This is a genomic window from Pseudomonas sp. IT-P100 (assembly GCF_949767185.1).
Classification (GTDB): Bacteria; Pseudomonadota; Gammaproteobacteria; order Pseudomonadales; family Pseudomonadaceae; genus Aquipseudomonas; species Aquipseudomonas fluorescens_B.
In genome coordinates, this window is sequence record NZ_CATKQK010000033.1 from 136,364 (window position 1) to 160,259 (window position 23,896).

Consider the following 23,896-nt stretch of genomic DNA (forward strand, 5'->3'; position numbering starts at 1 on the left):
TTGAACTCAAGCCACGCCGACTTCCACTACGCCGCCGTTCAGCCGTACCGGCCAGACCCGCAGACGCTGTTGCGGATACTCCAGGCAACTGCCGTCCTCCAGCCGGAAATGCTGTTTGTAGATCGGTGAAGCGACAACGAGATCACCCTTGATGCTGCCCACCAATCCACGACCAATGACGTTCGCCCCGGATTGCGGATCATGGTTGTCGATGGCATAGAGGCTCCGCCCCTCCGCGCCCGGCAGGTAGAACAGCGCCACTTGGGCGCCATCGAGCCAGACGACAACGCCGGAGTTGCTGACCAGATCCTGTTGCGCGCACACCGATTGCCACACCTCAGTGTTGGCCAGGGCATTGATGCGTTGGGTATTGAACTGGCTCATCAGGCAATCTCCTCGGTGACAGGGATAAGGTTGAGTTCGGCTGCCATGATCGGGCGCCGCTGACCACGTTCCTGGACAAAGTGGATGTCCGGGTCCGGGCGTTTATCGTTGACGAAGGTGCGGAAGCGCTTGAGTTTTTCCGGATCCTTGAGCGCGTTGGCCCATTCGCATTCATAGCGGTCGACCACCAACTGCATCTGCGATTCGAGCTCGGCACCGAGCCCGAGGCTGTCGTGGATGATGACGTCCTTGAGGTAATCCAGGCCGCCCTCCAGGCTTTCTCGCCACACCGAAGTGCGCTGCAGTTTGTCGGCGGTGCGGATGTAGAACATCAGGAAGCGGTCGATGTAGCGGATCAGGGTGGCGTCGTCGAGGTCGGTGGCGAACAGTTCGGCGTGGCGCGGGCGCATGCCGCCATTACCGGCGATGTAAAGGTTCCAGCCTTTCTCGGTGGCGATCACGCCGACGTCTTTGCTTTGGGCTTCCGCGCATTCGCGGGTGCATCCGGACACCGCGAACTTGAGTTTGTGCGGTGAGCGCAACCCCTTGTAGCGATCCTCGATGGTCAGGGCCATTTGTACGCTGTCCTGCACGCCGTAACGGCACCAGGTGCTGCCGACGCAAGACTTCACCGTCCGGGTCGATTTGCCGTAGGCATGCCCGGTTTCAAAACCGGCTTCAATCAACTCGGCCCAGATGTCCGGCAATTCATGCAGCTGTGCGCCGAACAGATCGATTCGCTGGCCGCCGGTGATTTTGGTGTAGAGGTCGTATTTCTTCGCCACCACACCGATCGCGATCAGTTTGTCGGCGGTGATTTCGCCGCCGGGAATGCGCGGCACCACCGAATAAGTGCCGTTTTTCTGCATGTTGGCCATGAAGGTGTCGTTGGTGTCCTGCAACGGCACCAGCGAAGCGTCCATGATCGGCTGGTTCCAGCACGAGGCCAGGATCGAACCCACCGCCGGTTTGCAGACATCGCAACCGGTGTGGCCACGGCCATGTTTGGCCAGCAGTTCTTCAAAGGTGATCACCCCTTCTACCCGCACCAGCGCATAGAGCTCCTGACGGGTGTAGGCGAAGTGTTCGCAGAGGCTTTTGTCGACACTCACGCCCCGGGCAATCAGTTCATGCTCGAAGACTTGCTTGAGCAAACCCGCGCAACCGCCGCAGCCGGTGCAGGCCTTGGTCTGCGCCTTGAGCAGACCGAGGTCGGTGCAGCCACTGTCGATGGCCGAGCAGATGGAACCCTTGGTGACGTTGTGGCACGAGCAGACCGTGGCCGACTCGGGCAATGCACCCGGGCCCAGGGTCGGTGCGCCTTCGGAGGACGGCAGAATCAGGCTGGCCGGTTCCGACGGCAGGGCTATGGCGTTCTGCATGTACTGCAGCAGCGTGTCGTAATAGCTGTTGTCGCCGACCAGCACCGCGCCGATGACGTGCTTGCCGGAGGCATCCACCACCAGCCGCCGATAGCTGGCCGTGGTTTCGTCGATGAACTGATAACTGCGCGCACCCGGCGTGTGGCCATGCGCGTCGCCGATGGAGCCGACGTCGACGCCCAGCAGCTTGAGTTTGGTCGACATGTCGGCGCCCAGAAACGGATCGGCCACGTCGTTGCACAGTCTTGCCGCCACACCGCGCGCCATCTGGTAGCCCGGCGCGACCAGGCCGAACAGGCCGCCATTCCACGAGGCGCACTCGCCAATGGCGTAGATGTCCGGGTCGCTGGTCAGGCATTCGTCGTTGATCACCACGCCGCCGCGCGGGCCGATTTCCAAGGCACAGTGGCGGGCCAGCGCATCTTGTGCGCGGATGCCGGCCGAGAACACGATCAGGTCGGTTTCAAGAAACTCGCCGTTGGCGAAATTCATGCGGTAGCGATACTCCTCGCCCGCACTGATTGATTGAGTGGCGCGCGACAGATGCACACCGACACCCAGTCTTTCGATCTGCGACTTGAGCGCAAGCCCCCCCATTTCGTCCAGCTGCACCGGCATCAGGCGCGGGGCGAACTCCACGACATGCGCTTCCAGACCTAGGCTTTTCAGCGCATTGGCGGCTTCAAGGCCCAGCAGGCCACCGCCGACCACCACACCGCGGCGGGCGTTGGCAGCGGCGGCACGGATGGCGTCGAGGTCTTCAAGGGTTCGATACACCAGACGCGAATCGCCTTCGGCACCTTCGACGGGCGGCACAAACGGATAGGAACCGGTCGCCAACACCAATTTGTCGTAAGGGATGCAGCCTTGCGCGGTAATCACCTGGCGCCGAGCGCGGTCGACTTCCATCACCGGCACACCCAAATGCAGGGTGACGCCCGGCGTCTGGTAAAGCGATGCATCGGACAGCGCCAACGATTCGGCGTCGCGCCCCGAGAAGTACTCGGACAGATGCACACGGTCGTAGGCACGCATCGGCTCCTCGCTGAAGACGTGCAGCCGATACTGGTCAAGAGCGCCCCGCTCGATCAACTGCTCGACGCAATGATGTCCGACCATGCCATTGCCGATCACGATCAGCGTTTGCACTTTGTTCAACGCGGCAACATTGGAATTCATAAGAAGCACCCGGCTAAAACGGTTCAAAAAGCAAAAAAAAACGCCTGAAACCTTGCGGTTCCAGGCGTCTTTGCCTGTTCTTTTGCGGTGTTAGCACCAGACGTCTATGCCTGATCCACCGATGTTGCCCACGAATCGATCGTCGTTGACCGAGGGGGCTGCCCACTCGACTGCTTTCAGGGTGGGCCTGTTCGGTGTGTTGCAGTGTTTGTGCCAGATCGCAAAAGTCGCGCTTGGGGGCGGTCTCTCTGACGTTTTGGTATTGAATTCACCGGGAAAACAGGCCGCTCTTGCCTTCGCATAGTGCAGCGAGATGCAGCACGGCTTTATAAAAGTGCACAAATGCCGTCATCAGAGATACTTGAGCCAGGCGATGTCTCGACGTCGAGCCTTCAACAACGAGAACCAACTGACCGGGCGATAAAACGCAATCGCCAGCAAGATTGCCACCAGCCAGACCGCACCTATCGACGTGAAACCAAACCACGCCCCCTGGTTCAAGCCGAACAGCGCGACAGCGATGACATACAAAACCTTCAGCGCGTACAGGTGCAACAGATAGAAGAACATCGGTGCCGACCCGAACACCGTCAACGGACGCAGCCACTGGCGCTTCTGCACACGCTCAAACCACAGAAGCAGCAAGCACCCAGCGCTGACAGTCAGTGCAACAAACAGCAGCGACGGTGGGTATTTGGTGATGTTGAAAAAACTCATCAGCGTTTGCAGGGACGTTTCGCCCACGCTCCAGGCCTTTTCGCCATAACCGTTGAATAGCCGCAACGCAACGAATCCCGCCAGCCCGGTGACACCACCGACCAGCAGCAGGCGTTGACGCACCCTGGCGTCCGCCGTGCGCCCGAACCACGGTCCCATGGCATATCCCAGGCCGATCACGCCAATCCACGGCAGCACCGGATAGGACGTGCGCAACCGAAACCCTTCGGCCAGTTCGATCCAGCCGCGATCATGGAGAATCGCCCAAGGCACGTGCATTGCCGACTCGACAGGAAAGTGCAGAGCGTCCAGCAGGTTGTGGCCGGCGATGATCGCCAGGCTCAGGAACAGCAACACCGGACGCGGTAGCCAGACCAATAACGACAGCGCAATCATGCTCAGGCCAATGGCCCAAATCACCTGCAGGTAGATCACCGTCGGCGGAAACTGGAACGTCCAGGCAAAGTTCACCAGAGTGAACTCAAGCACCACCAGAAACAGACCGCGCTTGAACAGAAAACTGCAAACGTCAGCCTTGCCGGCGTATTTCTCACCGTAGAGCCAGGCCGACAGACCGGTGAGCAGCACGAAGACCGGCGCACACAGATGGGCGAGTGTGCGGCTGAAAAACAGCGCGGGTTCGGTCGTGGCAATGTCCATGGGATCGGACACCTGTCGATGCAGGAAAAAGGTTTCGCGGACGTGGTCGAGCAGCATGAACAGAATCACCATGCCTCTCAATGCATCGATGGAAAGGAGCCGGTCGACGGCCGTGCCGGTAGAACGAGGAGGCGCAATGGTCATGGAGGTTTCGCAACAAGGGTTGGATAAACATGTCCCGCAGAACAGATTGCCGCGCACCTTATATTGTTACCCTATAACATCTCAAACCAATTTTTAATTTGCACACATCTTGTAAAACTCATCACGAAAACGGTCCCGAGTTTCTTTTTCATATCTGCGCCGCTTTTGCATGGCTGTGCGACAGATCCCGCTTCAGGGCTCCCCTGTTGCGCCGCCGTGGTGGTAGGTTGGAAACGTTTTGTTTCATTAATCAGACACTTCTAACTCACTCCCTGCAAAGGAATGCCCATAGCAATGGACTTCTCACTCAAGCACCTGGCCGCAACAACCCTGATGTTGGCCAGCCTTTCGTCGTTCACCACGGCCGCGCACGCCAACATCACCCCGGAACAGAGCGCGACCATCCTCAAGACGTTCAGTGACGCATCGGCCACCGATTTCAGGCAGTTCCTGACAGGCCTGGCCAAGACCGACCTGGCCAAAACCGATGGCCTCGGCGCAGCAATCAGCGCCTTCCTGGACAACAAGTCCCTTTCTGCCGACCAGCAGAACGAAATTCATCGCCTGCTGGGGCTCTATGCGCGGGTGAAGTACGGCAGCGCCGCCACCGAGACGCTGCGTGAGCTGGTGGCCATCCCGACCTTCAACGTCGACGGCGTTGCCCAGCACGACAACCCTGAATTCATCAAGATCGCCGACAAGATCAAGAGCCTTGCCCAGGCCTTCAACCTTAACTTCCGCAACATCGACAACCGCGTCTATGAGATCTCCCTCGAGGGCACCGGCGATGAAGTGGTCGGCATTCACGCCCACGCCGACGTGGTGCCCGTGACACCGGAGAACTGGGTTCTGGAAGACGGGACCAAACTCGATCCGTTCAAGGTCACGCTGATCGGCGACCGCATGTATGGCCGGGGCACCGAGGATGACAAGAACGGCATCGTGGTAGCGCTCTACGCCATGAAAGTGATCAAGGAAGAGAAGCTGCCGCTGGCGAGGAATTTCAAGCTGTTGGTCGACACCACCGAGGAAACCTCCGGCGACGCCATCCCGTACTACTTCGAACACAACCCGACACCCAACTACAACCTGGCGCTCGATGGCGGCTACCCGGTGGTGATTGCCGAAAAAGGCTACGGCACCGTCATGGCCAATTTCCCCAAGCGCAAGGCGGACGGCAAAGGCGCTGAAATCGTCTCGATGACTGGCGGCCTGGCCACTAACCAGATCCCGTCGGCTTCGGTCGTCACGCTGCTGAGTGACAAGCCTGCCGAATTGGCCAAAAGCCTGCAGAAGGCCGGTGCTGAGTTTGCCAAGCGCAATGGCGGCAATTTCAGCGTGAACGCCAAAGTTGACGGCAAGGACGTCAAGCTGACGGTCACCGGCGTTTCCGCCCACTCCTCCGAGCCGGAGTCAGGCGTCAACCCGGTTTCCAGGATGCTGGTCTTTATCAATGGCCTCGACGGCAAGGTCGCGCTCAAGCACAACCACATCACCGACGCCGCCCGCTACGCCGCTGACAACTGGGGCCTGGATTACCTCGGAGGCAAACTGGGAGTCGGTTTCTCCGATGCCTTCATGGGCCCGCTGACCACGTCCCTGACGTTTGTCGGGATGGATGAAAAAGCCTTCAAGCTTGCGGTCAACCTGCGCGTGCCAAAGGGCAAGTCCCCGGAAGCGCTCAAGGCCGAAATCGCCGACAAAATTGGCGCCTGGAGCAAGAAGTCCCGCGTTGCAGCGACTTTCGATTATTCGATTGCCGAGCCGATGTACCGCAACCCTGAGGGTGAATGGGTCAAGGCCCTACTGGCCGTGGCCAGCGAAAACCTTGGCATGAAACACGAGTACGGCACCTCCGCCGGCGCCACCTCGGTTCATGAATTGCCCAATGGCGTGCAGTTCGGCCTGGCCCGGCCCGAGGTCAAATACACCGGCCACACCGACAACGAGTTCAAGACCGTCGACCAGTTCCTGCTGGACCTGCAGATCGTGACCGAAATGATGGGGCGCATCGGGCAATTGCCGAAACTCTGATCCACTGTCGGACCCGCCGTTCTGGCGGGTCCATCTTTTGTTCCGCCTTTTCTGAAAGCAGCCTTTTCATGCCTTCGCACCATCGTTGCCTCCAGAGCAACGATGTCTGAATAAAGTTGCTCTTGCTGCCATTGGCCAATGGAGCGAGCATCGCTCTCGACACCGCAGCAACATCAAAAGCCGCACAGCTGACGGCTGTCCCTACCTCCCCCGTCCTACTCGCAAGGCCCTCGAAAGAGCGTCTACGGCGGAGTCATGTCTAATAAAAACAAGAGTCAAAATATGACAAAAGATCGAGGCAAACTGTGTGTGCTGTTCTTCACAGGAGCTGGCGCCAACCTCGCCCACGCCGCCGACAGCGGGTTTGTTGAGCAGTCCACTGCAACGCTGACAACCCGAAACTATTTTTTCAGCAGAGACTTCTCCGACATCCGAGGTTCGGAAAAATCGATGGCCCAGGAGTGGGCGCAAGGCTTCATCCTCAACTTCAAGTCCGGTTACACGCCCGGGCTCGTGGGATTTGGCCTGGATGCCACCGCCAAGTTCGGCATCAAGCTCGACAGCAGTCCGGACCGGGTCAACTCGGGGCTATTACCGGTGAAGGACGACGGCCGTGCCGCTGACAACTATGGCCGCCTCGGGTTGGCGGCCAAGATGCGCGTTTCCAAAACGGAACTGAAGGTCGGTGAACTGCAACCCAATATTCCTTCGCTGGTTTTCAGCGATATCCGCCTGCTCCCCCCTGCCTATCAAGGCGCGAGCATTACCAGCAGTGAAATCCCCGGCCTGACACTGCAAGCCGGGCACCTGACTTCTACGACCCTGCGCAACGAGGCCGGCGAGAGCAAACTGCAGGCCTTGCTGGGTAACAAGCCGCAACGTCAGGTGTCGAGCGATGCCTTCAACTACGTGGGCGGCGACTACGCGTTCAACAGTAATCGCACCACCGTGAGTGCCTGGCACTCCCGACTGGAGGATATCTATGAGCAGGACTTCTTTGGTTTAAAACACAGTGTGCCGGTGGGAAGTTGGGTGCTGGGGGCCAATCTGGGTTATTACGACGCCAAGGAAACAGGTCGCAAACGGGTGGGCAAGGTCGACAACCAGGCCTTCTTCTCGCTGCTATCGGCCAAACTTGGTGGTCACACGTTCTATGCCGGTTACCAAGGGATGTACGGCGACAGCCCCTTTCCTCGCGTGTTTCTCAATGTCAGTGCACTTGGCAACGAACTGCCGACCTACGAGTTCGTCTCCACCCATGAGCGCTCCTTTCAACTGCGTTATGACTATGACTTCGCGGCCCTCGGTGTGCCTGGGCTGCTAGCGAGCACGCGCTATGTCACCGGCGACAATGTGAAGACCGGGATGGGTTATGAGGGCAAAGATTGGGAGCGTGACCTGGACCTCAGCTACACCTTTCAGTCCGCCCCGCTGAAAGGCCTTGGCGTGCGAGTGCGCAACGCGATGGCGCGCTCCAACTACCGCACGGATATCAACGAGAACCGGTTGATCATCAGTTACACCTGGACGCTGTTCTAAGCTCTATTACGGACTGTGGGGGCGAATGGCCTCGCCCCCACACACCACCCACCGTTAACCGATCTTTAACGGACTTCGACGGTCATCTCTAGTTCGACACAAGCCCCCAACGGAATCTGAGCCACACCGAATGCCGAGCGTGCGTGTTTTCCCTGATCGCCGAACACCTCGGCAAACAGCTCCGAGGCGCCGTTAGTGACCAGGTGCTGCTCGGTGAAACGGGAAGTTGAATTCACCAGGCTCAGCACTTTGACAATCCGCACGACCCGATTCAGATCACCAACATGAGCCTGCAGCGTCGCCAGCAAGTCGATGGCCGTCGAACGCGCGGCCGCATAGCCCTCCTCTGTCGTCAGCGTTTCGCCCAGTTTTCCAGCCCAGACGTTGCCTTCCTTTTTCGCAATATGGCCGGACAGGTAAACGACATTGCCACTCTGCGCACTCATCACATAGGCAGCGGCGGGAGCGCCGGTGGTAGGTAACTCGATACCGAGGTCTTTCAGGCGGGTATAAACGTCGCGTTCAATCATGGGATTTCCTCGAACAGGATGTGCCAACGCCCGGAACTTCCGGGCGCTGGTCAAGTTGAAAAGTCTGAATCCGATGGGTTAACCGGGAATCGATTCGCGGCTGAAGGCATCGAGTTCCTGCACCAGGCTCTGTGCTGCCAGCATTACCAGTTCGCGGCCTTTATCCGGGCTGGCCAGGGACGGATCCGACCCCATGCGGCCATCCGGATGACGTGCGCGGAAATCGAGCGCTTCGCGGATAGGCCCCCACGGCGCGATCTGCGGCGAGTACTGGGCGGACTTGATGGCGTCCGGGTAAGCCCATTGGGTGACGGCAATTTCCGAAGGCGTGGCATGAATGCCGTGGCCCGTAGGGAATTGATCTCGCGCCAGATCACCTACCCCTTCCAGATCCCACCAGTTGCACAACTTCAGCGCGAACCCTGCAGGGCGTCGTGCGAAGCTGGCTTCGGCGTAGAGCTCCGAGAACGCCGCTTCAATGGAGGCAACGTTGCCGCCGTGGCCATTGAGGAAAAGGATTTTCTCGAACCCGTGAGCGGCCAGCGAACGTACCCAGTCGCCAATCGCCGCGATGAACGTCGACGGGCGAAGTGAAATGGTCCCGGGGAAACCAAGATGGTGTTGGGCCATGCCGATGTTGAAGGTCGGAGCGATCAGGATGTCTGCTGAATTCTGCGCTTCGCGTGCAATGATTTCGGGACACATCCAGTCGGTCCCAAGAAGACCGGTCGGACCGTGTTGTTCGTTGGAGCCGATCGGTATCACGATGGTGCGGCTGCGTTCAAGGAATTGCCCGATCTCGGCCCAGGTCGATAGGTGTAAAAGCATGTGGGTTCTCTCTTTAAAAGGGTTCCTTTCGGAACTCGATTGATCAAGGGGAAGGCGGTTGATCAACCCGCACTGAATTCAGAAACCGAGCTATCACGGGTGCGCGGTTTGGTGGAAAGAATCACGAATGCTGCGCACAGGAACACGCAGCCCACAATGACGATGCCGAGATTGGCGCTGCCGGTTGCCGTTTTTGCCCAGCCAATCACCGCCGGTCCCCAGAAGCCTCCGGACAGACCGATGGTGTTAATCAAGGCGATACCGCCCGCCGCCGCATCGCCCTTGATGTGTTCGGACGGCATTGCCCATAGCACGGTGTAGGCCATGAACATCATGGCGGTTGCCAGGGTCAGCAGGACCAGCGACGCCATCAGGTGACCGTCGGCAAAGGGGTACATGAGCAGCAGGATTGCGCCAATGCCCGCAGGGATTGCGCAGTGATAGCGTCTTTCACCGACCCGGTCGGACCGGCGCCCTATCCAGTACATGCCGCATGCCGCTGCGACGTAGGGAATCGCGGCATACCAACCCAGCTGCATGGTGTCGTTGACGCCCTGGGCCTTGAGGATGGCTGGCAGCCAGAAACTCATCGCGTAGATCGAAAAGATAATGCAGAAATAGGCTGACGCCAGGACGTAGATTTTCGGGTCGCGCAACACCGCCCGGAATGAATGGACGTGTCCCGTCGATGCACCGAGTTCACTCTCCAGCAGTTTTCTTTCTTCGCCACTCAGCCAACGGGCTTCCGAGGGCCGATTCGACAGAATGAAATAGGTCAGAATGCCAAGAAACACGCAAGGCAGGCCTTCAATCAAGAACATCCACTGCCACCCGGCCATGCCGCCAACGCCTTCAAACGTGGTGATCAACCAGGCTGACAGTGGACCGCCCACAATCCCGCCAACGGGGCCGGCGATGAACACGATCGCAATGGCCCGCGCCATACGCTTCGGGCCATACCAGCAGGACAGGTAATAGATCATGCCCGGCGCGAAACCGGCTTCGAATACACCCAGCAGAAAACGCATCGCATAAAACATCGGCACGTTACGCACGAACAGCATGCAAGCCGAAGTGATGCCCCAACACACCAGAATGCGGCTGAAGGTTTTTCGCGCGCCCACCTTCGGCAACATCAAGTTGCTCGGCAACTCGAACAGCACATACCCCAGAAAGAAAATCCCTGCGCCCGCACCGTAGGCCGCATCGGAAAGTCCGAGATCATGTTGCATCTGCAGCTTGGCAAAGCCGACGTTGATCCGGTCCAGATACGCAAAGACGTAGCAAATGAACAGGAGCGGCAGCAGCCGCCAATTGAGCTTGCGGTAAAGAGCGGAAGTGGCATCACTGCCTGCCGGTGCTGAAAAGGTTGACATGCGACTCTCCGATTATTCTTGTGGGTCTGCGTTCTTGCCAAAGAATGTTGCACCGACACCTCAGCCCCAGCAAGAGCAACTAAGTTCGTGTATCGTTGCTCTACAGGCAACACACACCCATTTACGGAGCCCTGCATGCGCGAGATCAACCAACAACGGTTGCGGTATTTTCACGAGGTGCTGGTCCACGGCTCGATTCGCGGTGCAGCGGACAGCATCAATACGTCGCCCTCGGTGATCACGCGCCAGATCAAGCTGCTGGAAGAGGAATTGGGGGCGAAGCTGTTCGAGCGTCAGGCCCGTGGTGTCCAGCCCACCGAGGCCGCGGCGCACTTGCTGGAGTTCTGGCGAGGTTATCGCTCACATCAGGAGAAGCTCGAAGACCAGCTCCAGGCGATCAAAGGCCTACAGCAGGGTCATGTTCGAGTGGTGATCAGCGAGGGGTATGTCGATGCACTGGTGGACAACGTGCTCGCACCGTTTTGCAAACAGTACCCCAAGCTTGATGTCAGGCTGGACATTCTGCCCGTGGACGACGTGCTGAATGAAGTCGCCGAAAACCGTGCGCATATCGGCCTTGCCTACAACCCCCCTCTGCATTCGCACATCGATTATCGCGCGACGTCATCGCAGCCGGTGATGCTGCTGGTCCGACCCGATCATCCGTTGGCATTGAGAGGCGGACCGGTATCCATCGAGGAGATACTCACCTGCCAACTGGTGTTGACGCCCACCTCATTCGGAATCGGTCACGCGATAAAAATGCTCGAGTACGCCGAAAAGATCGACATCCGACCGGCACTGGTCAGCAACTCTCTCGCTGCGCTCAAGCGCATGGTGGCCTCCGGAGACTTCGCTTCATTGCTCGGCGAATTCGCGGCCTATCGGGAAATCGCCAAGGGCAGCCTGGCGGCGGTATCGATCGACCATCCGCTGTTTCTGGGGGTTGAGGCGAAACTGGTGGTGAAGTCCGGCCGACCTCTGGCCGCCCCGGCTCAGGAGTTGCTGAACTGGATGTTGCAGCGCTTGCCGATGTTTATGCCTGAAGACAAAACTACATTGGCTTCACGGTGACCTCAGCGTTGCTTTCTGATGTGCTCGATGCGGTCCACTCAATCGTGACCTGCCGCAACGCATCGACAGCGGCTAAGCTCTTGCGATTGATCCCGATTCTCCCGAGGGGATTTCCGTGAGCTCCGCGCCCCTGTCCGAACTCGATGCCGCCCTGCTGGGCGGTACCCGGATTCCACCGAGCCCGGCAGAGATCCCACGTTCCAACGCCTCCTGGCGCTAGCAGTGCTGTCCGATACACTCCTGTGACGGGATGTCTTGCAGCACTCTCGCAGGTGATGTGACCGATTAACTTTCTAACATGTGGTGTTTTGATGTGGCGGAAAGTCAATCGTGTCCTCATCTTCAGCCTAATGCTTGCATGTTGCTGTCTGCAGGTATCCGCAGAGCCCGCTCCTCCTGATCCCGGTCAGGCGATCGGCCGTTCATTGTCAATTATTCGTTCAGCAACTGCAGAGAAGCCGCAGGTCCTGAAAATTCTTTTCTATGGACAGTCAATCAGTTCGCCGAAATGGACCGACCTGGCTATTGCGGCGCTGCGAGCCAAATATCCAAACGTGGCGTTCGAATACCGCAACCTCGCTTTGGGCGGGTGGAACGCCGTTCTGTTGGAACAGGCGGTCGCCCGCGACGTGGAGGAAACCTATCCCGACCTGATTGTTTTTCACGTTTATGGCGATCACCGTGCCTACGAACGAATTATACGGATCCTTCGTTCAAAAACGGCTTCCGACATCATCATTCAAAGCGACCACGTCGTCATTCCGCTTGAACCCCTGTGTGACCCAGGCCTTCACCTTCGATGGGCGCCGCTCGAGGGCTGTGAGGGTCATTTCTGGTTCAAGCAAAAAAACTGGGAAGAGTTCATGTCCGGCGTCTGGGAGCCTGCCATGGCGGCAAAATATGACCTTGAGCTGGAACCGCGCCGCCAGCGCTGGAATACCTATTTGCAGGAAAATAATCTTCAATCAACTGATCTTCTCGCCGATCCACCGCATCCTAACGCCAAGGGGTGGGCCCTCATGGCTAACCTGTTTACCTCATGGCTGGAGGAGCTTGCGGATCTTCCTCAAAATAATGGGCCGAACACTGCCGGCCAGGTTCGGAGTTTTACTCCGCCGGTGCCGGGCGAAAAGACTCGATATGAATTTGACGGCAATCGCGCCGAACTAATTGCCGCGGGCCCCCTGGACGGAAAAGTAAATATCAAAATCGACGGAAAGGCCCCTGGCGAACTCGACGGCTGTTGGCAGACAAGCCGCGTGACACGTTTGCCTAATGTTCCGGATTGGCCGGCCCTGAAAAAAGTCAATGTACGTCCCACTTACCACGAAGCGGATGTTTGGACGCTTCGGGTACGCCATCTCGACATCTCGCAAGAAGTCTTCGACTTTGAAATCGAGAGCTCTCGTACAGGAGCAGACGGAAGCGGCTCGAGCAAGGACGTTTTCAACTCGCTCTCGGGAAACGTAACCATACAGCCGGATGCCTGGAATCTTTCCCATGCCAAGACGGTATCGGGTAAAGGTCTCGCGGAGGAACAAAGCTTTCAATGGGAGCGTCGATTCGCCTGCGGAGACGAACTGGCAACTGTCTTGCCAAATGGCTCGGTGCAGCAGCGTCATGTACTGGCAACCAGCCTTCCCAATACACATCATGTCGTTGAGTTAACCGTCACTTCTGATGCTCCCGCGATTTTGGAGTTGCGGGCTTATCGGCCGCCGCTTATTGAGTGATGTTGCGCATAACACCGTTTACGTCAAATCACGCAGACCAGCGCCGCAAGAAAACGCCTGACAGCGGCATCGCGTTTTCCGATTCCATAAAACACGCGCAAAAAAAAGCGCCACTCAGTGAGTGGCGCTTTTTCTGTGTTTGGAGCGGGAAACGAGACTCGAACTCGCGACCCCGACCTTGGCAAGGTCGTGCTCTACCAACTGAGCTATTCCCGCGTCTTGGTGAGGCGCATTCTATAGAATCCAGATGCCCCGTCAACCCTTTGATTCAAAAAAGTTTATTTCTTTTCCACGTCGGTCTTCAGATGCGGCCAGGCAGCCCGCAAATATTGAACCATGGACCACAGCGTCAGGCCCGCAGAGATCAGCAGCAAGGCGTAACCCACCAGAACCCAGAACGTGAAATCCGACGGATTGGCCAGCAGGATCACCAGCGCCAGCATTTGCGCAGCGGTTTTCCATTTGCCCAGGTTCGACACCGCGACGTGAGCACGAGCACCGAGCTCGGCCATCCACTCCCGCAGCGCCGAGACGACAATTTCTCGACCGATGATCACGGCGGCCGGCAGCGTAAGCCACAGGTTACCGTGTTCCTGCACCAGCAACACCAGCGCCACGGCGACCATCAGTTTGTCGGCCACCGGATCGAGGAAAGCCCCGAACGGCGTGCTTTGCTCCAGACGTCGAGCCAGATAACCGTCCAGCCAGTCCGTGGCGGCGGCAAACGCAAAGACCGAAGCGGACGCCAGGTAGCTCCATTGGTAAGGCAGGTAAAACAGTAAAATGAAGATCGGGATAAGCAGGACGCGTAGAACGGTAATCAGATTAGGGATATTCATCGGCACAACTGGCTACGAGGTGAGGTGGCATTCTACTCGCTGTGCAGATTTGCATAAATCAACTCTGCGAGCTTTTTACTGATCCCGGGGGCTTTGGCGATCTCGTCGATGCTGGCACGAGACAGCTCCTGCAATCCACCAAAATGTTTCAACAAATCGCGCCGGCGTGTTGGTCCAACGCCTGCGACGCCCTCCAGTGTAGACGTGCGACGCGTTTTGCCACGACGGGCACGGTGCCCGGTGATTGCGAATCGGTGGGCTTCGTCACGGATCTGCTGGATCAAATGCAACGCCGGGGAATCACCACGCAAGGTAAATTCGTGGGCGGCGTCGTTAAGGTACAGGGTTTCGAAACCGGCCTTGCGCGTCGCGCCCTTGGCCACGCCCAGCAAAATCAGGTCGGGCACCGCCAGCCCATTGAGCACATCGCGCGCCATGGACAACTGCCCCTTGCCGCCGTCCACCAGCAGAATGTCCGGCAGCTTGCCCTCCCCGTCCTTCAGCTTGCTGAAACGTCGGGTCAGGGCCTGGTGCATCGCGGCATAGTCATCGCCCGGCGTGACACCTTCGATGTTGTAGCGACGGTAGTCAGACTTGATCGGGCCTTCGGGACCGAACACCACACAGGACGCCACGGTCGCTTCGCCGCTGGAGTGACTGATGTCATAACACTCCAGGCGCTGCGGTGGCTCATCCAGTTTCAGCACGTCGGCGAGGGCATCGAAACGCGCGGCGACGTGTTGGCGGTTGGCCAGGCGCGCGCCCAGTGCCTGCTCGGCGTTGGTCACGGCCAATTGCTGCCAGCGGGCCCGTGTCCCGCGAACCCTGTGGCTGATGGTCAGTTCGCGACCACGCAACTCTTCAATGGCCGCGATCAGCGTAGGAAAATCTTCGTGAACCACGTTGACGATCAGCTCGCTCGGCAAATCCCGTTCAGGGCTGCTGACGAAGTACTGACCGAGAAACGCGGCCATGACTTCGGAAACGTCTTCTTCAATACCCACCTGCGGGAAAAAGTTCTTGCTCCCCAGCACCCGGCCACCGCGCACGCTGATCAGATGAACACAGGCACCGCCCGGGTTGACGAATGCGGCGATCACGTCGACGTCACCCGTCCCGCCTTCCATGCTCTGTTGATCCTGGACCCGGCGCAGTAACGAGATCTGGTCGCGCAATTCGGCGGCACGCTCGAACTCGAGGTTGATCGCTGCCTCTTCCATGCCGGCGGATAACTCGTCGGTCAGCGCGTTGCTGCGCCCCTCGAGGAACATCACCGAGTGCCGCACATCTTCGGCGTACACCTCGGGCTCCACCAGCCCGACACAGGGCGCCTTGCAGCGTTTGATCTGATATTGCAGGCACGGCCGCGTGCGGTTCTTGTAATAGCTGTCTTCGCACTGGCGCACGAAAAAGGTCTTTTGCAGCAGGCTCAGGCTTTCGCGAATCGCACCGGCGCTGGGATAGGGACCGAAATACTTGCCCTTGGCCTTCTTCGCACCGCGATGAATACTCAGGCGTGGAAACTGGCCATCAGAGAGAAACACGTACGGGTAGGATTTGTCATCGCGCAACAGGATGTTGTAGGGCGGGCGCCATTCCTTGATCAGCGTCTGCTCGAGCAGCAAGGCTTCGGTTTCGTTGGCCGTGATCGTCGTTTCGACCTGGGCAATACGTGCCACGAGTGCAGCGGTCTTCGGAGCGAGCCCGGACTTGCGGAAGTAACTCGACAGGCGACTCTTGAGGTTCTTGGCCTTGCCGACATAGAGCAGGCGCGCGTCGCTGTCGAACATGCGGTAGACGCCGGGGCGTCCACTGACCGTCGACAGGAAAGCACTTGGATCAAAGGTGTCAGTCATTATCAGAGGCTGGCATCAACCATGCCGTGACGAACCGCCAACAGCGTCAACTCGACATCGCTGCTGATCGAAAGCTTTTCGAAAATTCGGTAACGGTAGGTGTTCACGGTTTTGGGCGACAGGCACAACTTGTCGGAAATGATCTGCACCTTCTGGCAGCCGACAATCATCAGTGCGATCTGGATTTCCCGTTCCGACAAGGCGTCGAACGGCGAATCGTTGGTCGGCTGAAAGGATTTGATCGCCAGTTGCTGGGCAATTTGCGGGCTGATGTAGCGTTGCCCCGCAAACACCAGGCGGATGGCCTGGACCATTTCCGGCAACCCGGCACCTTTGGTCAGGTAACCTGCGGCTCCCGCCTGCAACAACCGTGTAGGAAACGGATCTTCCTCACACACGGTGACCGCAACCACCTTGATATCCGGATGACTGCGCAACAATTTGCGGGTGGCCTCAAGACCGCCGATACCGGGCATCTTGACGTCCATCAGCACCACATCGGGTTTCAACTCACGCGCCTTGAGCAGGGATTCTTCGCCTGACTCGGCCTGGCCGACCACTTGCAGGCCATCGATGTCAGCCAGCATTCGTGTAATGCCTGTACGAACGAGATCATGGTCATCGACTACTAGCACCCTAATCAAGCAGACACCTCGCGATATGGTCTTATTGAGTTGCCGACACCTTAGCAAAAAGCGACTGGCAGACCTAGCGGCAAGCGTCATATAAAAAGTTTCAATTCATCTTGAAAGGCTTGTCTTATGCGTGTTTCAGCGATACGAGGCATCGACATCGCGCTGCATTCTCAGGAAACACTCGTCTTTACCGACCACTGTCAGGCCCTTTCGCTCGTACAACACTTTTGCCGGATTATTTTCAAAAACCGTCAAGCGCAATGCCGGTCGCCGCTCCTTGCACGCCATTGCCAATACCTGATCGATCGCCCAGGAACCGGCACCCTGCCCCCGGTAGCCTTCGAGCACGTGCAATTCGCGGATGTACAAGGCCCTTGCGTCTCGGCTCAGGCTCACATACCCCAGCCGCACATCATCGCGCACGATCAGCCAGTTTTCCCGTCCCGCCCAGGCCACATCAAAGGCCTCGTCCTGCCACAGCAGATCGTGCTGAATGTAGTAGCGGAGCATGGTTGTACAGGTCAGCTCACGAGCAAAGTCGAGATCCTGCGCCGTCGCCGGACGTAAATCGAACCCCATCAGGCCTCCGCGACGGCGACGACGCGCCCCGCCCAGCCGTCAGCCTTGCGTTGAGCAACGACCAGCAGATCGCCGGTGCCAGGTGCGGCGGCAATCAGCGAACCGTCCGACGCCCAGATGGCGCTGCGTCCTGCCGACTCCCAGCCCCCCGTCGCACCGCCATGGTTGGCCATCAGCACTACCATCGAGTGCGTGACGGCATAACCCTGCAGCAACGCAGTATCGGGGGCGTAACCGTTTTCGGTAATCAGCACGCCCGCGGCATACACGTCGGCGCCCTGCTGAGCCGCTGCGGCCGCATGGCTGGCGTGGGAAAAATCGGCGCACACCGCCAGAGCGACCGTATCGCCACCGATGGTCAGGGTCGAACCGCCGTAGCCCGGTGCAAACGCTACTTCCTCGCCGGGATGCAGATGCTGCTTGCTGTAGACCCCGAGCGAGCCATCGGCGCCGAAGATCAGCGCGCCGATCAACACTGGCGAATTCTCCGACAGACGAATAGGCATCCCGACCACGGTCGTTACGCCAGTTTCCAGCGCAAAATCCCGCAGCGGTTGCAGCACAGCGTCCTCCGGCGCAATGGCCAGCTCAGCGGCCAGCCCGCGCTCGTACCCGGTCAGCGACAGTTCCGGAAACACCAGCAACTGCACACCCTGCTCCGCAGCCGCCTGCATGAAGCGTTGATGCCAGGCGATATTGGCGGCCAGATTTCCCGCGATAGAGATCGATTGAGCGGCGGCGATGGTCAACGTCGTCATGGTTCGTCCTTACGGCGTGGTGCATTTGTTTAAACGGCGAGTGTGTCACAACCCCCGACGCACTCAAGCAATAGAAAACGCCGCGACCGATCGATAGCAATTTGTGATTGAATCCGTGTACCGGCCTCTAGTAAGCTCGGCGCATCCATAGGAGACAGACCATGTTCAACACCCTCTCACAGCTTCGTTCCGCCAGCGCCCCGCGCTCGGTTGCGGCTGCCCGGGTGAACGTCGTTTGCGCTCCGGTCAGCTTTTATTTTGGGTATTGGTTTAGCCACTGGCGCGCCTGATACCCACACGGCGCCCATTTTAAACGGGTCGCCACCAGAGAATTCTCAACCCCCGGTCGGCCTCCCGACCGGGGGTTTTGTTTTTTCAGCCCCAGACACTTTTCAGCAATAACCAGACAACTCGAGGATTCACGACATGAACTACGCCACTTATTACCGTTACGACAGTTTTACCGCCTGGCGATTTAGCAGCCTCCGCTCGGGACAGCCTGCCGCCTCCGATCGGTCACCCACAGGTGGCAAGCACACACACGCAGCCAATCCGGCCAATTGTCGAACACCCCAGTAGGGCCGAGCGTGCGGGAACAAACCCGCCGCCCGCCCAGGAAGCCTGAATATGAACTCGTCCGTCTCTGCTCTGCCGTTGTCTACCCTGAGCCCTGCCAATGAAGCGCTGACCCTGCGTCTGCCAAGCTCATTGCAACTCAAACAGCAACTGCCCCTCAGCAACGCCATGACTCGCCAAGTCGCCGCCCACCGCGACGCGGTCCGCGCGATCCTCAACGGTGAAGATTCCCGTTTGCTGGTCATCGTCGGCCCTTGCTCGATTCACGATCCCCGCTCCGCCCTCGAATACGCGAGCAACCTCGCCCGCCTCGCCACCGAAGTCAGCGACGAGATGCTGCTGGTGATGCGCGCCTACGTCGAAAAACCCCGAACAACGGTCGGCTGGAAAGGCCTGGCCTACGACCCGCACCTGGATGGCAGCGATGACATGGCCGGCGGCCTGACCCTGTCCCGCGAGCTGATGCGCGAAATACTCCAGCTGGGTTTACCGGTCGCCACCGAACTGTTGCAGCCGATGGCCGCCGGTTACTTCGACGACCTGCTCAGCTGGGTGGCCATTGGCGCTCGCACCACCGAGTCGCAGATCCACCGGGAAATGGCCAGTGGCCTGAGCATGCCGGTCGGCTTCAAGAACGGCACCGACGGCGGCGTCGGCGTTGCCAGCGACGCCATGCGCTCGGCAGCCCATCCGCATCGGCATTTCGGTGTCGACAGTCAGGGGCATCCGGCGATCATTCAGACCCCGGGCAATCCTGATACGCACCTGGTACTGCGCGGCGGCCATCGCGGCCCGAACTACGACCGCGACAGCGTCGCCCAAGTGAACAGCGACTTGGCCAAACTGAAGATCCCGGCGCGGATCATGGTCGACTGCAGCCATGCCAACAGCGGCAAAGACCCGCTGCGTCAGCCGGCGGTGTTCAATGATGTGCTTGAGCAGCGCTTGCAGGGTGATCGGTCGTTGATCGGGATGATGATCGAGAGCCATCTTTTCGAGGGTTGCCAGCCGTTGAGTCCGTCGCTTCAGTACGGCGTATCGGTGACAGATGGGTGCCTGGGATGGGACGGGACGGAGGCGTTGTTGCGTTCGGCGGCGGACCGGTTGCGAGCACAAAACAAAACCGGAAACGTTTAGACGCGGTTTTTCGGAGGCTTTCGGGGGCAGATCGACACGTCAAGGTTTGATCGCGCCCTCAAGTCTGAAATTATGGCAGCTGACTGCACAGCGTGCCCGCCAGATGAGCCGCGGGGACTTCTGGATGATTATGCATGGATGCAAATCAGCAGACTGAGAGCAAGCGGCGCTGGCTTGATACGAGCAGGTGCTACACCGTCGTCATTTGGTAGCATTGAGGTCAAGGATGGACAAAAAATATTTTATCAAAAACTCACGGACAGGCTTTCTGTTTCTGATTATTGCCATTGTTGCTTTCTATAGCGGTGATGAGTTGTTTTACCAGGATTACGCCCTAGTTATTTTCATGGTGTTAAGTACGCTTCTGTACCCGTTTTCCAGGTACTTGATATCAGCGACTGCCTACAAAATGAAACCCCGAAAATTTTGGAGAAAAATCTTCCCGGAAGGCGATATTTCTGGCACCGACGCATTGTTTATATTCGCTTGTGTCGTTTTAGCCATCCCATTGGGCGGCAGTTACTTGATGTACATAATCTGCAAAAATGGGGTGACAAAGTCACCCCAATAGCATTAGAGACTCAAGATAAAGTCGTTGAACTTGCTCACTAGCGCATCATCAATGAGCGAGCTTGTGACAGCCATCAGCAAAGCGAATCCCAAGATGCCCAGAGGCGTCGCTACCGTCATGCCAAAGGTGAATGCCAGCAGGCCACCAACCGCACGACCAGCCATGACGCTTTCGGTCTTCACAAAAAACGGTTTCCAATCTCCGCTTTTCATCGATTTTTGAGCTTCGGTGAGTATATTGAAAGCGTCCACGCCGATACCAACAAGACCGAACCCTTTGCTGAACTTGTCAAGACTTTTAGCCATCATATCCTTATCAAGCGAGTCGACAGCTTTTGCAATCGCCTCCCTATCCTTAACGCTAAACTTTTTGTTCAACACATCGTTATATTGATCAAAGGCTTTAATTGCCTCTTCGGCATTTCGGATCTTCTTCCCTTTGGCATTTTCCGAAAGCTCCTTCGCCAGAGCTGAAGCTTTCTCACCAAATTTTTCAGTCACTTCCTTGTAAAAGTCCGCTGTTAATTTGATAGCGCCGATAGTCTGTTCTGCTTCGTCCGCACGCTCTACCAAACCACTAAACGCATTTGAAGTCGCTGTCAGATGCCGAGCTGATTCAGCTTTCAACAATGCGTCGTGATAACTGAGCCACTTGGTCCCTAACGGAGTATTGTTTTGCAAGTACACCAGTTCGCTCAGCGCCTCCAGCTCTGGTTTGCTCAAGGGCGCGTTGATCTTCGGATTGTTCAGGGTGAAGTTGACGGTTATGCCATTAAACCTGAGAGGCTCGGTCGGCTGCACCGGCCTCATTTCAGCGATTTTGGTTGCCGCCATACGATCAAGCGTCATCTTGTAGTGCGTCAGGGTTTGAGTGAGTGTCAGCCCCGTCAAGGAGCCTGCTGCTGCAATCAACTCTGTCTGGAGAAACTCCGGGAGCTGCTGCGCATGAATATCCCGCTCCAGAGCAATGGTGCTAAGTCGCTGGTCCTGAGCTGCCACTAATGCAGCATCATCCAAGGGAGTATCCGACTCCGCCTCGTTTCTTTTCCTGGCCAGCTCTGCAAGCTTTCCAGCCAGAACGTCCATCGACAGAGAGAGCCTCTTGAGCTCCATTGCCGACTTATAGACATTGTTAAACAAACCAAACGAGTTATAGAGCGCAAAAGAATCATAAGGGGAAGTCAAGATCTCACTAATTTTTCTACGCGGTAATACTTCCATCAGAAAGTAAGGACTCTGACCGTAAAGCGCGTAAGTCCCGGGCGCGGTGGAGATATATTGCGACTTCTTCGTATCGATAAGATCCAGTGCGACCTTTTGGTCCATCGCAGCAGATTCAGCGACTGTAAAATTTCCACCCTCGTTGGCAGCCTGCTTTCTTTCTTCCAACTCACGCTCGGTATCGGTGATAAGTGTGCTGAATCTAGGGTTGTATTCATCATCAATCTGCATCTGGCCGTCGATCTGAACCCCCATAAATTCAGACATGACATTCGGCCCCGGAAGGTTTCGAATACTGCCAGGACCTCCCTGCCCCCTGCGTGGCCCTTCCTGAAGCCCCCAACCGCTGCCATTCCCGATGTAACCGCCGCCACCGCCCACCCCAAATGCCCTCTCACGATCAGGATTAACGAACGAGGGTTTGATGTTGTACGGCTCGCCGCGAACGAATCCTTCGTCTTTGTCAGACATGTGCAAATTCCCTTTATCTCAGGCCTTTGAAAAGACGCCATCCCATAGGTCGGCATCGAACGAACCCATTCAATCTCATAAAGGAAATCCGTGATGTCAGGAGAGCGCATCGAACTGCCCGGCTAAATACGCTCCGCGTGGTAGGTCATTGATCAAAACAACTAAGAACAAGATAAAAAGACGTCGAAACACTCCGATTAAGGCCTCGTTCACATACGAGATTTCGTACGCTTCCTATTCCGTTTTCACCAAATCACAGCGGCTTTTTCAGACATCGCGCGAACACCCGAGTGCTTTAGAGTGAGGTCCGAGCACATCCTCGAACTCCCGCGAAAAGGTACGAATATGCAACGGAATGCAAGCACTCTCTATCCCATCCTGCTGGTTCACGGCCTGTTCGGTTTCGACCGGATCGGCCCGTTCGAACTCTTCCAGGACATCAAGCAAGCACTGCGCAGCGACGGCGCCAGAGTGTTCATACCTCACCTGTCGGCTACCCATACCAACGAAGCACGCGGTGAACAGCTTTTGGCACAGATCGAACGCGTGCTGGAAGGTACCGGTGCAGAAAAGGTCAACCTGATCGGGCACAGCCAGGGGGCACTGGCCGCACGTTATGCCGCAGCGATAGCGCCGCAAATCGTAGCGTCGGTGACGTCGGTCAGCGGACCGAACCACGGCTCGGAACTGGCGGACTTCCTGCGCAAGGCACTGACGCCCGGACGCCTCCCGGAACGCGCTGCCGAAGCGGTCGCCACCTTGTTCGCCGATTTCCTGTCGTTGCTGAGTGGCAACCCGCAGCTGCCGCAGAACGCTATCGCCGCGTTGAATGCGCTGACCACTGAAGGTGTCTACGAATTTAATGAAAAATACCCCCAGGGTTTGCCCAAAAACTGGGGCGGCAAGGGTCGGGAACAGGTCAACGGGGTTCGCTACTATTCCTGGAGCGGCACGTTGCAAGGGACCGCTCTTGATGAAGGGCTCGATGCACTCGATCCGCTGAACGGGTTCGCAAGGGCGTTTTCTCGCTATTTCACCACCGAAGCCGACCAGAACGACGGCATGGTCGGACGCTTCAGCTCTCATTTGGGCAAAGTGATCCGTTCCGACTACCCGCTCGACCATCTGGACAGCATCAACCAGACAGCCGGTCGGGTACGCAAGGGCATCAACCCCATTGATTTGTATGTGCAGCACGCCGAACGCCTGCGAAAGGCTGGCCTTTAGGCATTGGAAGGAACTTTGAGAAGAAATGGGCCACTGAATCCGGTAGGCTCCGCAGTTTATTGAACATTGAAAGGAGTATTTCCCATGGCTAAAGCCACTGCCCGTCACATCCTGGTTTCCAGCGAAGACAAGTGCAACGAACTCAAAGCCCAAATCGAAGCGGGTGCCGATTTCGCCGAAATTGCCAAAGCCAATTCCACCTGCCCGTCCAGCCGCCAAGGCGGTGACCTGGGCTCGTTCGGTCCAGGCCAGATGGTCAAGGAATTCGACACCGTGGTCTTCAGTGCACCGATCAACGTGGTGCAAGGTCCGGTCAAGACTCAGTTTGGTTACCACTTGCTGGAAGTGACCAGCCGCCAGGACTGATCCAATCGCCAAGTTTTACGCACAACGGCCCGCCTTTTTGGTGGGCCGTCGTGTTTCGTATGCGTGATACGGCTGGCGAGG

Annotated in this window: 20 protein-coding genes and 1 tRNA gene; 8 read left to right on the forward strand and 13 right to left on the reverse strand. The window is 57.8% G+C overall.

Annotation, left to right across the window (positions count from 1 at the left end):
• Positions 1-6: 6 nt before the first annotated feature.
• From nirD to ACM6IQ_RS21115, 3 genes are all read right to left on the reverse strand, one after another.
• A complete protein-coding gene (gene nirD / locus ACM6IQ_RS21105) occupies positions 7-384 on the reverse strand; it encodes a nitrite reductase small subunit NirD (RefSeq protein WP_017339103.1) in 378 nt (125 codons plus the stop codon).
• Entirely contained in the window at positions 384-2,945 is a 2,562-nt protein-coding gene (gene nirB / locus ACM6IQ_RS21110; RefSeq protein ID WP_414879734.1) for a nitrite reductase large subunit NirB, read from the reverse strand. The genes nirD and nirB overlap by 1 nt, the downstream gene beginning before the upstream one ends.
• 351 nt (positions 2,946-3,296) lie before the next feature.
• Positions 3,297-4,466 carry a DUF1624 domain-containing protein gene (locus ACM6IQ_RS21115; RefSeq protein WP_414879735.1) on the reverse strand — a complete coding sequence of 390 codons (1,170 nt, stop codon included), beginning with the start codon at positions 4,464-4,466 and terminating at the stop codon, positions 3,297-3,299.
• Positions 4,467-4,760: 294 nt separating this feature from the next.
• Here ACM6IQ_RS21115 and ACM6IQ_RS21120 point away from each other — a divergent pair, with 294 nt between their 5' ends.
• Entirely contained in the window at positions 4,761-6,500 is a 1,740-nt protein-coding gene (locus ACM6IQ_RS21120; protein ID WP_414879736.1) for a dipeptidase, read from the forward strand.
• 282 nt (positions 6,501-6,782) lie between these two features.
• Positions 6,783-8,039 (forward strand): OprD family porin, encoded by a 1,257-nt coding sequence (locus ACM6IQ_RS21125; RefSeq protein ID WP_017339108.1) that lies wholly within the window; start codon positions 6,783-6,785, stop codon positions 8,037-8,039.
• A 65-nt stretch (positions 8,040-8,104) separates the two neighbouring features.
• Here ACM6IQ_RS21125 and ACM6IQ_RS21130 read toward each other — a convergent pair whose 3' ends face one another.
• The 3 genes from ACM6IQ_RS21130 to ACM6IQ_RS21140 form a co-directional block, all read right to left on the reverse strand.
• The gene (locus ACM6IQ_RS21130; protein ID WP_414879737.1) at positions 8,105-8,569 is read right to left on the reverse strand and encodes a RidA family protein; all 465 of its coding nucleotides are present in this window, start codon (positions 8,567-8,569) and stop codon (positions 8,105-8,107) included.
• A 78-nt stretch (positions 8,570-8,647) separates the two neighbouring features.
• Positions 8,648-9,397, reverse strand: coding sequence for a creatininase family protein (locus tag ACM6IQ_RS21135; protein ID WP_017339110.1), 750 nt, complete (start codon positions 9,395-9,397; stop codon positions 8,648-8,650).
• Positions 9,398-9,459: 62 nt separating this feature from the next.
• Positions 9,460-10,773, reverse strand: a complete 1,314-nt coding sequence (locus ACM6IQ_RS21140; protein WP_414879738.1) for an MFS transporter — start codon at positions 10,771-10,773, stop codon at positions 9,460-9,462.
• Between the two features lie 135 nt (positions 10,774-10,908).
• On the opposite strand from ACM6IQ_RS21140, the gene ACM6IQ_RS21145 reads away from it, so the two are divergent.
• Entirely contained in the window at positions 10,909-11,847 is a 939-nt protein-coding gene (locus tag ACM6IQ_RS21145; RefSeq protein ID WP_414879739.1) for a LysR family transcriptional regulator, read from the forward strand.
• A gap of 311 nt (positions 11,848-12,158) precedes the next feature.
• Positions 12,159-13,580, forward strand: a complete 1,422-nt coding sequence (locus ACM6IQ_RS21150; RefSeq protein WP_414879740.1) for an SGNH/GDSL hydrolase family protein — start codon at positions 12,159-12,161, stop codon at positions 13,578-13,580.
• 140 nt (positions 13,581-13,720) lie between these two features.
• Here the strand turns inward: ACM6IQ_RS21150 and ACM6IQ_RS21155 are convergent.
• The 6 genes from ACM6IQ_RS21155 to ACM6IQ_RS21180 form a co-directional block, all read right to left on the reverse strand.
• Positions 13,721-13,796 (reverse strand) — tRNA-Gly (locus ACM6IQ_RS21155).
• Positions 13,797-13,858: 62 nt separating this feature from the next.
• The gene (gene pgsA / locus ACM6IQ_RS21160; RefSeq protein WP_017339130.1) at positions 13,859-14,419 is read right to left on the reverse strand and encodes a CDP-diacylglycerol--glycerol-3-phosphate 3-phosphatidyltransferase; all 561 of its coding nucleotides are present in this window, start codon (positions 14,417-14,419) and stop codon (positions 13,859-13,861) included.
• 32 nt (positions 14,420-14,451) lie between these two features.
• Positions 14,452-16,275 (reverse strand): excinuclease ABC subunit UvrC, encoded by a 1,824-nt coding sequence (gene uvrC / locus ACM6IQ_RS21165; RefSeq protein ID WP_414879741.1) that lies wholly within the window; start codon positions 16,273-16,275, stop codon positions 14,452-14,454.
• A 2-nt stretch (positions 16,276-16,277) separates the two neighbouring features.
• The gene (uvrY, locus tag ACM6IQ_RS21170) at positions 16,278-16,919 is read right to left on the reverse strand and encodes a UvrY/SirA/GacA family response regulator transcription factor (RefSeq protein ID WP_008015884.1); all 642 of its coding nucleotides are present in this window, start codon (positions 16,917-16,919) and stop codon (positions 16,278-16,280) included.
• Between the two features lie 126 nt (positions 16,920-17,045).
• Entirely contained in the window at positions 17,046-17,489 is a 444-nt protein-coding gene (locus ACM6IQ_RS21175; protein WP_017339132.1) for a GNAT family N-acetyltransferase, read from the reverse strand.
• On the reverse strand, positions 17,489-18,247 hold the full coding sequence (locus tag ACM6IQ_RS21180) for a carbon-nitrogen hydrolase family protein (RefSeq protein ID WP_414879742.1): 759 nt from the start codon (positions 18,245-18,247) through the stop codon (positions 17,489-17,491). The genes ACM6IQ_RS21175 and ACM6IQ_RS21180 overlap by 1 nt, the downstream gene beginning before the upstream one ends.
• Before the next feature lie 627 nt (positions 18,248-18,874).
• Between ACM6IQ_RS21180 and ACM6IQ_RS21185 the strand changes: the two genes are divergently transcribed.
• Both ACM6IQ_RS21185 and ACM6IQ_RS21190 read left to right on the forward strand, forming a co-directional pair.
• Positions 18,875-19,960 carry a 3-deoxy-7-phosphoheptulonate synthase gene (locus ACM6IQ_RS21185; RefSeq protein WP_414879743.1) on the forward strand — a complete coding sequence of 362 codons (1,086 nt, stop codon included), beginning with the start codon at positions 18,875-18,877 and terminating at the stop codon, positions 19,958-19,960.
• A gap of 346 nt (positions 19,961-20,306) precedes the next feature.
• A complete protein-coding gene (locus ACM6IQ_RS21190) occupies positions 20,307-20,531 on the forward strand; it encodes a colicin E1 family microcin immunity protein (protein ID WP_414879865.1) in 225 nt (74 codons plus the stop codon).
• A 2-nt stretch (positions 20,532-20,533) separates the two neighbouring features.
• Here the strand turns inward: ACM6IQ_RS21190 and ACM6IQ_RS21195 are convergent, their stop codons facing one another.
• Positions 20,534-22,222 carry a colicin-like pore-forming protein gene (locus ACM6IQ_RS21195; RefSeq protein WP_414879744.1) on the reverse strand — a complete coding sequence of 563 codons (1,689 nt, stop codon included), beginning with the start codon at positions 22,220-22,222 and terminating at the stop codon, positions 20,534-20,536.
• Positions 22,223-22,567: 345 nt separating this feature from the next.
• Here ACM6IQ_RS21195 and ACM6IQ_RS21200 point away from each other — a divergent pair, with 345 nt between their 5' ends.
• Both ACM6IQ_RS21200 and ACM6IQ_RS21205 read left to right on the forward strand, forming a co-directional pair.
• A complete protein-coding gene (locus tag ACM6IQ_RS21200; RefSeq protein ID WP_017339135.1) occupies positions 22,568-23,449 on the forward strand; it encodes an esterase/lipase family protein in 882 nt (293 codons plus the stop codon).
• A gap of 84 nt (positions 23,450-23,533) precedes the next feature.
• The gene (locus ACM6IQ_RS21205) at positions 23,534-23,815 is read left to right on the forward strand and encodes a peptidylprolyl isomerase (RefSeq protein ID WP_017339136.1); all 282 of its coding nucleotides are present in this window, start codon (positions 23,534-23,536) and stop codon (positions 23,813-23,815) included.
• The last annotated feature ends 81 nt before the right edge of the window (positions 23,816-23,896 follow it).

Bases quoted from the DNA above. Each gene is read 5' to 3' on its own strand.
- nirD (WP_017339103.1), bottom strand. From the start codon at position 384: ATGAGCCAGTTCAATACCCAACGCATCAATGCCCTGGCCAACACTGAG.
- nirB (WP_414879734.1), bottom strand. From the start codon at position 2,945: ATGAATTCCAATGTTGCCGCGTTGAACAAAGTGCAAACGCTGATCGTG.
- ACM6IQ_RS21115 (WP_414879735.1), bottom strand. From the start codon at position 4,466: ATGACCATTGCGCCTCCTCGTTCTACCGGCACGGCCGTCGACCGGCTC.
- ACM6IQ_RS21120 (WP_414879736.1), top strand. From the start codon at position 4,761: ATGGACTTCTCACTCAAGCACCTGGCCGCAACAACCCTGATGTTGGCC.
- ACM6IQ_RS21125 (WP_017339108.1), top strand. From the start codon at position 6,783: ATGACAAAAGATCGAGGCAAACTGTGTGTGCTGTTCTTCACAGGAGCT.
- ACM6IQ_RS21130 (WP_414879737.1), bottom strand. From the start codon at position 8,569: ATGATTGAACGCGACGTTTATACCCGCCTGAAAGACCTCGGTATCGAG.
- ACM6IQ_RS21135 (WP_017339110.1), bottom strand. From the start codon at position 9,397: ATGCTTTTACACCTATCGACCTGGGCCGAGATCGGGCAATTCCTTGAA.
- ACM6IQ_RS21140 (WP_414879738.1), bottom strand. From the start codon at position 10,773: ATGTCAACCTTTTCAGCACCGGCAGGCAGTGATGCCACTTCCGCTCTT.
- ACM6IQ_RS21145 (WP_414879739.1), top strand. From the start codon at position 10,909: ATGCGCGAGATCAACCAACAACGGTTGCGGTATTTTCACGAGGTGCTG.
- ACM6IQ_RS21150 (WP_414879740.1), top strand. From the start codon at position 12,159: ATGTGGCGGAAAGTCAATCGTGTCCTCATCTTCAGCCTAATGCTTGCA.
- pgsA (WP_017339130.1), bottom strand. From the start codon at position 14,419: ATGAATATCCCTAATCTGATTACCGTTCTACGCGTCCTGCTTATCCCG.
- uvrC (WP_414879741.1), bottom strand. From the start codon at position 16,275: ATGACTGACACCTTTGATCCAAGTGCTTTCCTGTCGACGGTCAGTGGA.
- ACM6IQ_RS21175 (WP_017339132.1), bottom strand. From the start codon at position 17,489: ATGGGGTTCGATTTACGTCCGGCGACGGCGCAGGATCTCGACTTTGCT.
- ACM6IQ_RS21180 (WP_414879742.1), bottom strand. From the start codon at position 18,247: ATGACGACGTTGACCATCGCCGCCGCTCAATCGATCTCTATCGCGGGA.
- ACM6IQ_RS21185 (WP_414879743.1), top strand. From the start codon at position 18,875: ATGAACTCGTCCGTCTCTGCTCTGCCGTTGTCTACCCTGAGCCCTGCC.
- ACM6IQ_RS21190 (WP_414879865.1), top strand. From the start codon at position 20,307: ATGGTGTTAAGTACGCTTCTGTACCCGTTTTCCAGGTACTTGATATCA.
- ACM6IQ_RS21195 (WP_414879744.1), bottom strand. From the start codon at position 22,222: ATGTCTGACAAAGACGAAGGATTCGTTCGCGGCGAGCCGTACAACATC.
- ACM6IQ_RS21200 (WP_017339135.1), top strand. From the start codon at position 22,568: ATGCAACGGAATGCAAGCACTCTCTATCCCATCCTGCTGGTTCACGGC.
- ACM6IQ_RS21205 (WP_017339136.1), top strand. From the start codon at position 23,534: ATGGCTAAAGCCACTGCCCGTCACATCCTGGTTTCCAGCGAAGACAAG.